This is a genomic window from uncultured Rothia sp., from assembly GCF_963507905.1.
Lineage (GTDB): Bacteria > Actinomycetota > Actinomycetes > Actinomycetales > Micrococcaceae > Rothia.
The window spans coordinates 1-12,705 of sequence record NZ_CAUOUU010000017.1 but is presented as its reverse complement, the minus strand read 5'-3'; the positions used below and the strand labels follow the sequence as shown (position 1 = coordinate 12,705).

General features: G+C 59.3%; 10 protein-coding genes. 8 read left to right on the top strand and 2 right to left on the bottom strand.

Features of this window, described 5'->3' with window-relative positions:
- Positions 1-387: 387 nt before the first annotated feature.
- The gene (lpdA, locus tag RQ593_RS08915; protein WP_070831340.1) at positions 388-1,773 is read left to right on the top strand and encodes a dihydrolipoyl dehydrogenase; all 1,386 of its coding nucleotides are present in this window, start codon (positions 388-390) and stop codon (positions 1,771-1,773) included.
- Between the two features lie 191 nt (positions 1,774-1,964).
- Positions 1,965-3,653 (top strand): 2-oxoglutarate dehydrogenase, E2 component, dihydrolipoamide succinyltransferase, encoded by a 1,689-nt coding sequence (sucB, locus tag RQ593_RS08910; RefSeq protein WP_311450414.1) that lies wholly within the window; start codon positions 1,965-1,967, stop codon positions 3,651-3,653.
- A 180-nt stretch (positions 3,654-3,833) separates the two neighbouring features.
- Here sucB and RQ593_RS08905 read toward each other — a convergent pair whose 3' ends face one another.
- Complete coding sequence (locus RQ593_RS08905) at positions 3,834-5,420, bottom strand: peptidase (RefSeq protein ID WP_311450413.1); 1,587 nt, start codon at positions 5,418-5,420, stop codon at positions 3,834-3,836.
- Positions 5,421-5,498: 78 nt separating this feature from the next.
- Here RQ593_RS08905 and lipB point away from each other — a divergent pair, with 78 nt between their 5' ends.
- The 4 genes from lipB (at position 5,499) to glnA (ending at position 10,200) form a co-directional block, all read left to right on the top strand.
- Entirely contained in the window at positions 5,499-6,329 is an 831-nt protein-coding gene (gene lipB / locus RQ593_RS08900) for a lipoyl(octanoyl) transferase LipB (protein WP_311450427.1), read from the top strand.
- Positions 6,330-6,503: 174 nt separating this feature from the next.
- Entirely contained in the window at positions 6,504-7,511 is a 1,008-nt protein-coding gene (lipA, locus tag RQ593_RS08895) for a lipoyl synthase (protein WP_049354315.1), read from the top strand.
- Between the two features lie 209 nt (positions 7,512-7,720).
- Positions 7,721-8,437, top strand: a complete 717-nt coding sequence (locus RQ593_RS08890; RefSeq protein WP_303983716.1) for a DUF4191 domain-containing protein — start codon at positions 7,721-7,723, stop codon at positions 8,435-8,437.
- A 338-nt stretch (positions 8,438-8,775) separates the two neighbouring features.
- A complete protein-coding gene (gene glnA, locus RQ593_RS08885) occupies positions 8,776-10,200 on the top strand; it encodes a type I glutamate--ammonia ligase (RefSeq protein ID WP_070831363.1) in 1,425 nt (474 codons plus the stop codon).
- A 288-nt stretch (positions 10,201-10,488) separates the two neighbouring features.
- On the opposite strand, the gene RQ593_RS08880 is transcribed toward glnA, so the two are convergent.
- Complete coding sequence (locus RQ593_RS08880; protein WP_070649206.1) at positions 10,489-10,869, bottom strand: PH domain-containing protein; 381 nt, start codon at positions 10,867-10,869, stop codon at positions 10,489-10,491.
- Between the two features lie 227 nt (positions 10,870-11,096).
- Here RQ593_RS08880 and RQ593_RS08875 point away from each other — a divergent pair, with 227 nt between their 5' ends.
- Together RQ593_RS08875 and budA are read left to right on the top strand one after the other, a co-directional pair.
- On the top strand, positions 11,097-11,585 hold the full coding sequence (locus tag RQ593_RS08875) for a GNAT family N-acetyltransferase (RefSeq protein ID WP_303983708.1): 489 nt from the start codon (positions 11,097-11,099) through the stop codon (positions 11,583-11,585).
- A gap of 269 nt (positions 11,586-11,854) precedes the next feature.
- Positions 11,855-12,604 (top strand): acetolactate decarboxylase, encoded by a 750-nt coding sequence (gene budA / locus RQ593_RS08870; protein ID WP_049337825.1) that lies wholly within the window; start codon positions 11,855-11,857, stop codon positions 12,602-12,604.
- Positions 12,605-12,705: the final 101 nt, after the last annotated feature.

Genomic DNA, 12,705 nt, shown 5'->3' with positions numbered 1-12,705 from the left:
GCTGGCGCATCCTAGCTGATGTGAGCCGCACAGCATAGGGCTAATTCAGAGGAGGGCTTTCCGGTATTTCTACCGGGGAGCCCTCCTCTGCGTCTTTTCTTGACGCATTCTATGCCCCCGTTGTGGTGATGCTGTCATCGGGCTGTTCTATGACGCGCCGCTTTTCTTGCGTGGTGAAAAATTTGCGGTGTTTGGGCGATTAATCGGCTAAAACCGCCCTGAGTGAACTTAAACGACCCTCAACGGGGGTATTGTTGTATTAAGTGTTTTTCTGCGTACGCGGAGGGGCGCGCGATTTTTGTGAGTCGCGGGCCTTTCGCACATGCTGGGAAACCTACCAATAAATTGGTAAAGAACTCATTGCAGGGGTCTTTAGCCCCCACAACTATGCAAGGGAGCAATATCGTGGCTCAAGAATTCGACATCCTCATCCTCGGCGGCGGTTCCGCTGGCTACTCCGCAGCTATTCGCGCACGCCAGCTAGGCTTCACCGTCGGCCTGATCGAGAAGGAAAAGGTCGGCGGCACCTGCCTGCACACCGGCTGTATCCCCACCAAGGCGTACCTGCACGCTGCTGAGCTGGCTGAAGAGGCACGCGAGGCGTCCAAGGTTGGCGTTAACGCTGTGCTGCAGTCCATCGAGATGGGCAAGGTTCGCGATTACAAGGACAACATCGTCTCCGGTAAGTTCAAGGGTCTTGCAGGCCTGCTGAAGATGAAGGGCGTAGAGGTTATCCCCGGCGAGGGTAAGCTGACCGCTCAGGACACCATCACCGTCGGTGGTGTTGAGTACAAGGGTAAGAACATTATCCTGGCATCCGGCTCGGTCTCCAAGACCTTCGGTCTGCCCATCGAGGGTCGCGTTCTGACCTCCACTGAGGCACTGGAGATGGACTACCTGCCCAAGAGCGCTATCGTGCTCGGTGGCGGCGTGATTGGTTGCGAGTTCGCATCCATGTGGAACGCTATGGGCGTTGACGTCACCATCATCGAGGGCCTGCCGAACCTGGTCCCCAACGAGGACCCGGCTATCATCAAGGTCCTGGAGCGTGCGTTCAAGAAGCGCGGCATCAAGTTCAACACCGGCACCCTCTTCGAGAAGGTTGAGCAGGACGCTAACGGTGCTAAGGTCACCCTGGCTGACGGCAAGGTCTTCGAGGCAGAGATCGTTCTGGTCGCTGTTGGTCGTGGCCCCAACACTGCAAACATGGGCTACGAGGAGCAGGGCATCCCCATGGACCGCGGCTTCGTCCTGGCTAACGAGCGTCTGCACACCGGCGTTGGCAACATCTACGCTGTTGGCGACATCGTCCCCGGCGTTCAGCTGGCTCACCGCGGTTACCAGCAGGGTATCTTCGTTGCTGAGGAAATCGCTGGCCTGAACCCCACCGTTGTTGAGGACATCAACATCCCCAAGGTCACCTTCTGTGACCCGGAGATCGCTTCCGTTGGTTACTCCGAGCCCAAGGCTAAGGAGAAGTTCGGCGCTGAGAACGTTGAGACCGCTGAGTACAACCTGGCTGGTAACGGCAAGTCCGCTATCCTCGGTGCTACCGGTATCGTGAAGGTTGTCCGCCAGAAGGACGGCCCCATCGTTGGTGTTCACGCTATTGGTAAGCGCATGGGTGAGCAGATTGGTGAGGCTCAGATGTGGGTTGCTTGGGAAGCATTCCCCGAGGACGTCGCTAAGTTCATCCACGCACACCCGACTCAGAACGAGTCCCTGGGTGAGGCTGCAATGGTCCTGAACGGCACCCCGCTGCACAGCGCATAAATTTTGCTGACTGGCGTTAGCGCGTCAGCTTAGTATTGACGACCGTTGGTCGTTAGCGGTTGCCGGGCGTATCCGCTGAACAACGCCCCTATCCGGATGCGCGTCGACATGTTTCGACGCATGCGGCGCGCATCCGGGTCGCCGCTCACATTTTTCTAGTTCAAGCATTCACAAGGAGAACGGGAAAGATTATGTCCCACACCGTAGTACTGCCCGCACTGGGCGAGTCCGTGACCGAGGGTACCGTTACCCGCTGGCTCGTTGAGGTCGGCGACACCATTGAGGTTGACGCACCCCTGGTTGAGGTTTCCACCGACAAGGTTGACACCGAGGTCCCCTCCCCCGTAGCAGGCGTTGTTGAGCAGATTCTCGTCCCCGAGGACGAGGACGTCGAGGTTGGCGCTGCTCTGGCTATCATTGGCGACGGTTCCGGCGCTGCTGCTCCGGCTGCTCCCGCAGCTGCTGCTCCCGCAGCTCCCGCTCCGGTTGCTGAGGCTCCTGCTGCTCCCGCAGCACCCGCCGCTGCTCCGGCTGCTCCCGCAGCTGCTGCTGCAGGCATCGAGGTCGTACTGCCCGCACTGGGCGAGTCCGTCACCGAGGGCACCGTTACCCGCTGGCTGAAGGAAGTTGGCGAGCAGGTTGAGGTTGACGAGCCCCTGGTTGAGGTTTCCACCGACAAGGTTGACACCGAGGTTCCCTCCCCCGTAGCAGGTACCCTGCTCGAGATCCGCATCCCCGAGGATGAGGACGCAGAGGTTGGCCAGGTTCTGGCTATCATCGGCGACGCTTCCGCTGCTGCTGCACCGGCTGCTCCTGCAGCTCCCGCTCCGGTTGCTGAGGCTCCTGCCGCTCCCGCAGCACCCGCTGCTGCTCCGGCTGCACCCGCAGCTCCTGCCGCTCCCGCTGCACCTGCCGCTCCGGCAGCTGCTGAGGGTGAAGCATACGTGACCCCGCTGGTCCGTAAGCTCGCTAAGGACAACGGCATCGACCTGTCCACCGTCAAGGGCACCGGTGTTGGTGGCCGCATCCGCAAGCAGGATGTTCAGGCTGCTATCGCTGCTAAGGGTTCCGCTGCTCCCGCCGCTGCTGCACCCGCTGCAGCTGTTGCTCCGGCTGCTGGTTCCGCAAAGGCACCGCACACCTTCGAGGTTTCCCCCAAGCGTGGCACCGTCGAGAAGACCGCACGTATCCGCCAGGTTATTGCAAAGCGTATGCGTGAGTCCCTGGACGTCTCCACCCAGCTGACCCAGGTCACCGAGGTTGACGTGACCCGCGTTGTCCAGCTTCGTGCAAAGGCTAAGGACGGCTTCGCTGCTCGCGAGGGCGCAAAGCTGACCTTCCTGCCCTTCTTCGTCCAGGCAACCGCTGAGGCTCTGCAGCAGCACCCCGCTCTGAACGCGTCCATGACCGAGGACTACAAGCAGATTACTTACCACGGCTCCGAGAACATCGCTATTGCTGTGGACACCCCCAAGGGCCTGCTGGTTCCCGTCATCAAGAACGCTTCCGACCTGGGCATTGCTGGCCTGGCAAAGGCTATTGGCGACCTGGGTGGCCGCGCACGTACCGGCGACATCTCCCCCGAGGAGCTGTCGGGTTCGACCTTCACCATCACCAACATTGGTTCCTTCGGTGCACTGTTCGACACCCCGATTATCAACCAGCCGAACGTTGCAATCCTCGGTACCGGTTCGATCGTGAAGCGCCCCATGGTTATCCAGGATGCAGACGGTAACGACGTTATCGCTATCCGCTCCATGTGCTACCTGTCCCTCACCTACGACCACCGCGTGGTCGACGGTGCGGACGCTGGTCGCTTCCTGCGCACCGTCAAGACCCGCCTGGAGGAGGCAAACTTCGAGTCTGAGCTGGGCCTCTAAGACCTGCACAGGCTCAAGGAAGTTTCCTTGTGGCGGTGCCCTGATGGGTAACCGAGCGTAACTCTCCGGGTTTTCCCGGGCAGTGAGCATAAAGGCGGCGGCTCCATCCACTTCGGTGGGTGGGGCCGCCGCTTTTGTTATGCCCATTGAACGTTCCTGGGTGCTGAGAGAGTACCGCGGTTATGCCGTGACGGGTTCGGCGCGAGCTATCTCCCAGCCTTTCTCCCCGCGGTGCAGGTCGAAGATGACTTTCTGGCGGGTGACGCCATTGTCTTCGCTGAGCTTGCGGGCTTCCTGCTCGGTTTTATCGGCGCGATAGCCGGGTGCGGAGACTACCGCCATGACGCGGATGTTCTCGCCGTCTCGGCTAAGTTCTACGGTGGTGTCGACGGTGAGCTCTGCGCCGCCTCGAGCACGGCGTTCTTGGTTCCGCTGGTCGATGAGGGCGCGTAGAATCTGATCGCCCTGCACAGCTTGATTCTGTTCTTCCGCGCCGTCGGGTGCTTGCTCCCCCGCTGCGTTCACGGCTTGCGCGGACACGGGCTGCGCCGTTGCCGGGGCATTCTGCCCGTAGACGGTGAACCCGAGCGGCAGGGCGATAGCGCCCAGAGCCAGCGCGGCTACACCCAGGCGTGCGGAGGGGCGGCTCAGCGCACCGCGTAGCGCCGCGAGGCGAGATGCACCCGCCGCTTCTGTGCCCACCGCATCTGCGTTCTTTGGGGCGGGCGGCGCAGTCTCTGCGGGGCTCACCGCGGGGCTCAACGTCTTAGAACCTGCGGCTGCTGCCGGCTTCTTCACGTGTGGCAAACGTCCCGCCAGGTAGCGTTGTGCCTTCTGTGCCTTTGAGAGCTTCTGCGCCGGCGCGGGATCTACTGCCGCGGGAATCAGCGCGCGGGCGCGTTCGGAGCAGCTCAGGTACACGTTGAGCGGGCGAGGCGGCACCTCCTCCGCGAGCGCTACCACGGAGCTCAGTCCGGCAGCCGCCGCTTCCTGGGCGGGTGCGTCCAGCAGGTATTCGAGGCCTCTGCCGAGGCGCTCAATCCAGTCACTACTGGGTACCCCATCGGTGCCGGTTGTTCCCATGCGCAGTGAGAGGGGTACGCGGGCGGCGGAGGGTTCCGGCGTGTGGCCGCAGGCGGCTTGCCAGAGCAGGGCGGCGGCGGAACGTGTGTATTCGCCGTAAGCGGCTGTGAGCTGTTCAGCGTCGAGAGATTTCGCCTCACGATAGACGGTATCCGGCAGCAGGAGTTTGGGTACTCCGGCGGCGCTCAGGGCGATGTATTCGGCGCTCAGCTCGGCGCGCCCCTCCCCTACCTTTTTGAGACTGCCAAGTGCCCGGTGCAGGGTGCGCGCCAGGGTCATGAGTTCGGCGGGGTTCAGGGTGCGAGCGCTCAGAAGCTTGTCGAGGGTGCCCGCGTCGAGGGGCTCGTACCAGAGGCACAGCTTGCTATCGTGCTCCTCGCTGGTAACGGCGTGGAGCTTGGCGAGTCCGGGCGCGTTACGCAGGGCGGCGGCTACCTGCGGGGTCTGAGCGTGAGTGGATGCATCCGTGCTTTCCTCGAATCCGTACCCGTTGGCTGCCGCACGCAGAGTGGGCGCGGAGGGAGCGGCACCCTCGGGTGCAGAAATGGTGCGCAGGGTGTAGCGTCCGGGGCGCACGGAGGTTGCCGGGGATACGGGAGTTACGGAGGGCACGCTCTCGGCGGCTCCTCCCCGGTACTCGACAATCTGCAGGATGGGCAGAGCCGTGTTGGCGATGCTTTCCAAAACGTGTGTTTCTTTGCTTCTCATACCACCATGTTATCAAATAACATCAAACAACATGTTTAGGCTCAGTAAAACACTATAAATAAACCATACAACCCTAAAATCAACACCCGAAATATTCGCCCCGTCAACCCACCACACCCGTCCGTAACATTCCTACATGTTCGCTCATCACGTGATTCAGGGCGCCCTAATTTTCTTCCCTCCACTAGCAGTACTAAGGTAGAAAGTATGTCTGTGACGATTGAACGCGTGGGCTTCGCCCCGAACTATGTGAACTATGTTGAGTGCTTGGATGAGCAGTACCGCATCCACGATGAGGTGGCTAACCGCACCCGCCAGAATACGATTCTTCTGCTTGAGCACGAGGCTGTGATTACCGCCGGTAAACGCACCGAAGACCACGAATATCCCACAGACAAGTCCACCCCCGTCGTCAAGATTGACCGCGGCGGCAAGCTGACCTGGCACGGCCCCGGCCAGCTGACTGCTTACCCGATTCTGCGTCTGCCCGAACCCATTGACGTGGTGGCGTATGTGCGCATCGTTGAGGAGATCATCATTAATGTCCTGGCGGGTCTGGGCATTAAGGGTGAGCGCGTTGAGGGCCGTAGCGGTGTGTGGATTCTGGGCGATGGCATCACCCAGGACAAGAAGATTGCCGCGCTGGGCATGCGCGTTTCGCGTAACACCACGATGCACGGCTTCGCGATTAACTGTTGCAACGACCTGGCGCCTTTCGCGCAGTTCATCCCCTGCGGTATTAGCGATGCGGGTGTCACCTCCATTTCGGAGCAGCTGGGTCGCACCGTGACCCCCGCCGATATTTTGGAGCCGCTGGAGGCGGAGCTTCTGAAGTACCAGGACCGACTGGCGGAGTCCTTCGAGCCCGTCCCGGCGCAGGACTAAGCACAAGACCAGCCGCAGGGCTAGAGCGCAGAACTAGACCCTGAACGAGCCGCGCACCGCGCATCCGGGTTCGTTCGTCATATACGAAAATCAGTTTCACCTACGCCTGAGCGGGCGTAAAATAGAAGGTGGCCCACCTGCACAGAGGGCACACCGAGACCAAGGAGAAGACTTTTGAGCACCGCACCTGAAGGACGCAAGCTACTGCGTGTGGAGGCCCGCAACGCTGAGGTTCCCATTGAGAAGAAGCCTCACTGGATTAAGACCAAGGCTATTGTTGGCCCCGAATACAATGAGATGCGCGAGCTGGCTCGTGGTCAGGGCCTGCACACTGTGTGTGAAGAGGCTGGCTGCCCCAATATTTACGAGTGCTGGGAAGACCGTGAGGCAACCTACCTGATTGGTGGTTCCGAGTGCACCCGTCGTTGCGACTTCTGCAATATTGCGACCGGCAAGCCTGTTGCTGTTGACTACGCTGAGCCGTTCAAGGTTGCTAAGAACGTGAAGGTCATGGGTCTGCGTTACGCAACCGTGACCGGTGTTGCTCGTGACGACCTGGAAGACGGCGGTGCGTGGCTGTACGCAGAGACCACCCGTCAGATTCACAAGATGTGCCCGAACACCGGCGTTGAGATGCTCGTCCCCGACTTCAAGGGTGTTCCCGAGCATGTTCAGAAGGTCATTGACGCTAAGCCTGAGGTGTTCGCGCACAACCTGGAGACCGTTCCCCGCATCTTCCGTCAGATTCGCCCGGCGTTCCGTTACGAGCGTTCCCTGGACGTTATCACCCAGGCGAAGGAAGGCGGCATGGTCACCAAGTCCAACCTGATTCTGGGTATGGGCGAGACCGACGACGAGATTTACGAGGCGCTGTGCGATCTGCACGATGCTGGCTGTGACATCATTACCCTCACCCAGTACCTGCGCCCCGGCCCGCTCTTCCACCCCATTGAGCGTTGGGTGAAGCCGCAGCAGTTCGTGGACTTCGCAAACATGGCTGAGGAGATTGGTTTCGCCGGCGTTATGGCGGGCCCGATGGTTCGTTCGTCCTACCGTGCGGGCCGCCTGTGGGCTCGTGCAATGCGCAAGAACGGCTACCCCATCCCTGAGAACCTGGCTCACATTGAGAGTGAGGGTGCTGCTCTGCAGGAAGCTTCCTCTCTGGTGGCTGCGGGCTACTAAGCCGTTTCAGATTTTGTCTGAGAGCGTTGAGGCTCCTCGAACCCGGTATTCAGCTGGTGTTCGGGGAGCCTCCCCTTATGCCCCGCCCCTTGTGCGGGTAGGGTAAACTAGATAAATTGCAGGCATACACTGCATCGTTACGTCACTATGGTTCCGTGAGCGTTTGAGGCGCTTTTCGGGGCCGCGGAAGAACCAGCCGAGGAAGAATCGTGGCAGATAAGCGCGAAGAGAAGAAAAAGAAGAAGGAACGCACTCCGGGCACTTTCGCCCAGATGAAGCAGGTCTACCAGATGACCAAGAAGTCCGACCCGAATATTGGTTGGATTCTGAGTCTGTCGGCTCTGGGTACCCTTTTGGTTTTCCTCCTCATCGGTATTGCTCTGGGTAACTGGATTACTTTCCTGATTCTGGGTCTGGGCGTTGCCGCTATTGTGGTGATGCTTCTGCTGGGTCGCCGCGCGCAGACTGCGGCTTTTGCTCAGATTGAGAACCAGCCCGGTCGTAGTGGTGCGGCAATGAACTCGGTGCGTCGCGGCTGGATTGTTGAGGAGCAGCCCGTTGCTGCGAACCGCAACCAGGATCTGGTGTTCCGTGCGCTGGGCCGTCCCGGTATTGTGCTGGTGACCGAGGGCCCTCACAGCCGTGTGAACTCGCTGGTGAACACTGAGAAGAAGCACCTGGCTCGTGTGGCTCCTGGCGTTCCGGTTCACGTGATTGAGACCGGTCACGATGAGGGTCAGGTTGAGCTCAAGGACGTTGTGAAGACCATGAACAAGCTTCCGAAGGCTCTGACTCAGCAGGAGATGCAGGTTGTTTCGGGTCGTCTGAGTACCCTGAACACGATGCGTAACCCGATGAACGGTCTGCCGAAGGGCGTTGACCCGATGCGTGCTCGCCCCGACCGTCGTGCGATGCGCGGCCGCTAAGCGAGACGCTGATATAAGGTTTTGAAGGCTCCGGCTCTTCCCATGTGGGGAGGGTCGGAGCCTTTTGTTACACCCGATTATTACCCGGTTACTAGCGGTGCTACTGCCCCTGATACGGGGCGTTAGCGACTGCGCTGCGTTTCGTGAGGCAACATAGATGTAACTCCTTTCCAGGATTTGTAACATTACCGAAACACGATAGTCACGCACGCGCAAAAAATAACCACTATGCTTGATATGTCACAGGGTTTTGCCCGCGGCCAAAAACTAAACCAAAGACTGAATGTGATGAGGGAAGATGCCCTCCTGCACCGTCAGTCGAACAAGGAGCAGTCCTCATGTTTACCAGCCCCCAGGAAGTTCTCGACTTTATCAAGAACGAAGAAGTAGTCTTCGTTGATATCCGATTCACCGACATGCCCGGCGTGCAGCAGCACTTCAATCTGCCCGCCAAGGCGATTGATGACGATTTCTTCGTCAACGGCCAGCTTTTTGACGGCTCCTCCATTCGCGGCTTCCAGGGCATTGCTGAGTCCGACATGCAGCTGATCCCCGATGTTCAGTCCGCATACGTTGACCCCTTCCGCATTGAGAAGACTCTGGTCATCATCTGCTCCATCGTGAACCCCCGCACCGGTGAGCCCTACCACCGTGACCCCCGCGGCGTTGCTGAGCGCGCCGAGGCGTACCTGCAGTCCACCGGCATTGCAGACACCGCGTTCTTCGCATCCGAGGCTGAGTTCTTCGTCTTCGAGGACGTCCGCTACCAGGTCGAGCCGAACTCCGTGTTCTACAAGATCGACTCTGACGAGGCTCCCTGGAACACCGGCCGCAAGGAAGAGGGCGGCAACCTGGGCAACAAGACCCCCGTCAAGGGCGGCTACTTCCCCGTCTCCCCCGTCGACAAGCAGGCTGACCTGCGTGACGCAATGTGCGTAGCAATGGACGAGGTTGGCCTCGAGGTTGAGCGTAGCCACCACGAGGTGGGCGCAGCCGGCCAGGCAGAGATCAACTACAAGTTCGACACCCTCACCAAGGCTGCTGACGACCTGCTGAAGTTCAAGTACGTCATCAAGGGCACCGCAGATGCATGGGGCAAGTCCGTGACCTTCATGCCCAAGCCCGTCTTCGGTGACAACGGCTCCGGTATGCACTGCCACCAGTCGCTGTGGCAGAACGGTGAGCCCCTCTTCTACGACGAGCGCGGCTACGCTAACCTCTCTGACACCGCACGCTGGTACATTGGCGGTCTGATTGAGCACTCCTCCGCTGTTCTGGCGTTCACCAACCCGACCGTGAACTCTTACAAGCGTTTGGTCCCCGGTTACGAGGCTCCCATCAACATGGTGTACTCGCAGGGTAACCGTTCCGCTGGTATCCGCATCCCGATTACCGGTACCAACCCGAAGGCTAAGCGCCTGGAGTTCCGTGCACCGGACCCCTCCGCTAACCCCTACTTCGCGTTCGCTGCTCAGCTGATGGCTGGTCTGGACGGTATCCGCAACCGCATTGAGCCGCCGGCACCGATCGATAAGGACCTGTACGAGCTGCCCGCCGAAGAGGCTAAGGACATCAAGAAGGCTCCGGCTAACCTGGAGGAGGCGCTGGCTGCTCTGGAGGCTGACCACGACTTCCTGCTCGAGGGTGGCGTCTTCACCGAGGACCTGATTCAGGCATGGATCGATTACAAGCGTAAGAATGAGCTGGAGCCGCTCTCGCTGGTTCCGCACCCGCTTGAGTACCAGCTGTACTACGGCGTCTAATTTTCGTTCCTGAGCTGTACCCCGCCGGGGTAAGTTCCGGACAGCGCACAACGGCCTATACGTTCTTTTGGGAGCGTATAGGCCGTTGTTGTGTCTGCTGGCGTATCTCTGCGGGCGGTTGTCTTGGTGTAGTGCGTTTGATGACAGGTCGTGTCTAATATTTTTCTACCTCGATGCGCCTCGTGTGTCTTAGTTGCGCTTAGAGCCGCTCTAAGGGCTAAGCTGTTGGTGCTGGCGTTCCCTCCCTTTTTGTCGTGCAACCGGAGGGAACGCCAGTATTTTTATGCCCTAATGCTGTTGAGCGTTTAAGACCTGCTGTGCGATAAGCCGGTCAAGCTTACGGACATCGATCTTTCGACCCAGCTTGACCTTGATGTAGCCAACCTTCGTCCATAGAGCAATTTCACTATTCGTGTCGAACAGGTTTCCTGCATTCTCAGAAGACCACATATGAATCGAGGAATAAGGCAACGAGTACATTTCTACTTTCTTACCCGTCAGACCCTGAGCATCACGAATGATGAGTCGGTGAGTCGTGAAAATAGCAGAATCACGGAAAGTAGCAAATGCTGCAACGGCGCTTTCCCCCGGCCCCAAAAGAGCTTGGGCATCCGGTGGTACAGGAATCTCTGATTGTAGAGTCCAGGTCATGATAGCGGCGATAGACATAGAGTTATCTCCAGGGGGTTGAGTGATATAACGCTCTCAGTATAGAACTCTGTTAATTTATCTGCGTTCCAGATGGTCATCTACGCAAACATAATATGAGCACTAAATATCCGTTCATGGATGACACAGTAAATCTCATAGGGCGGCTTTCCGCTTCCGCCCCTGCACGGAGTTTTCCTCAATGGGGTACGCTCATTCCCGACCGATGACGAACGGAAGGACCTCTTTTGCTTTCTACTCCCCCTCGTTTTCAGGCTAAGCATTTCGACGAGCTGACTCTCCGCGAGCTTCAGCAGATTCACATCACCCGCTCCCTGGTTTTCACGGTGGGTCAGCAAATCATTGCTCAGGAGCCTGATGAGGCTGATTTCGACTGCGTTCATTTCTTCCACGCGGATGAGGCTGGGCGGGTCCTGGCGTACTTGCGGATCTTTGATTTGATGACGGTCGATGACGGCTACCACCGACCCATCGAAGGCGCCTGGACCATCGGCAGAGTGGCAGTCCGTGAGGAGGCGCGCGGCACCGGTCTGGGGCGCGTTCTGCTGCGTGAAGCAATTGAATGGGTCCGCGAGAATACGGATGCCCGCCAACTGGTTATTAGCGCCCAGTATTATCTGAAGGACAGCTACTACGGTGCTGCGGGGTTTGTACAGGTGGGTGAGCCGTACCTGGAGGTCGGGATTGAGCATGTGGAGATGGTTCTGGAGCTCTAGCGGGTCCTACCCCCTCTTCCCTTGTAGGAGCAGGTCGCGGGCCACATCATAAGATGTTGTACCCGCTAGTCCCGGGATCTTTCCTACGCAGGCGTAGAATAAAAGTGCGTGCGCCCGGCCGGCGGCACCTACGAATTCCGCGAGAAACGACATCACGAAGCCGTGTTCTCCCCACCGCCCCTCACACTTTCAGCATCTGCTGGGGCGAGTATCGCCGATGACCGACCGACCCGTCTGACGCCGCATCCACTGTAACGAGGAGAAATCTCATGGCATATCAGCCGACCATCCTAAACGGTGAAACTGTTTTCCGTAACGAAGTTTTTCAGACCGGCCTCATGTCCCAGCTGCTGGACGGCATCTACGATGGCGAGATGACCATCGGTGAGCTCCTGAGCCACGGCAACTTCGGTGTGGGTACCTTCAACGGCCTCGACGGCGAAATGGTCGTCCTCGACGGCGTCTGCTACCAGGTACGCCACGACGGCTCCGTATCCCTGCCCGATCTGCGCCAGCAGACCCCCTACGCCGTGGTCACCAACTTCGTGCCCATGATTAAGCGCGAACTGCCGCAGAACCTGCTGCGCAAGTCTGCCTCGCAGATTCTGGATGACTTCACCGTCTCCAAGAACTACATGTACGCCATCAAGATTTACGGCGAATTCGAGTGGGTCCGCACCCGCACTGTCATCAAGCAGGAGAAGCCCTACCCGAAGATGGTTGCCGCCACCGAGAACGAAGACATCGTCCAGTTCGATAACGTGACCGGCACGATCGTTGGCTTCCGTACCCCCATCTACGAGCAGGGCATTTCGGTGCCCGGCTGCCACGCCCACTTTATCGATGATGAGCGCGTTCAGGGCGGTCACGTAGTCGACTTCAAGCTGCGCTCCGCAAAGGTCGAGATTTGCCCCGGTACCGGTCTGCAGCTGCACCTGCCGCTGACCCCCGAGTTCTCCTCCGCTAACCTCTCCCCCGAGGACCTGGCTGAGCAGATCTCCAAGGCTGAAAAGCACTAAGCTTCTCTCTCTCTCCCCCCCCCCCCCCCCACCAAAAAAAAAAAGGCCCTAGCCCACAAACACGCGGCCGCCCGCCACCACGACGGGAACGGGCCCCCCCC

Excerpts from the sequence above, each read along its gene's own strand:
- lpdA (WP_070831340.1), top strand. The coding sequence starts at position 388 with ATGCAAGGGAGCAATATCGTGGCTCAAGAATTCGACATCCTCATCCTC.
- sucB (WP_311450414.1), top strand. The coding sequence starts at position 1,965 with ATGTCCCACACCGTAGTACTGCCCGCACTGGGCGAGTCCGTGACCGAG.
- glnA (WP_070831363.1), top strand. The coding sequence starts at position 8,776 with ATGTTTACCAGCCCCCAGGAAGTTCTCGACTTTATCAAGAACGAAGAA.
- RQ593_RS08880 (WP_070649206.1), bottom strand. The coding sequence starts at position 10,869 with ATGTCTATCGCCGCTATCATGACCTGGACTCTACAATCAGAGATTCCT.
- budA (WP_049337825.1), top strand. The coding sequence starts at position 11,855 with ATGGCATATCAGCCGACCATCCTAAACGGTGAAACTGTTTTCCGTAAC.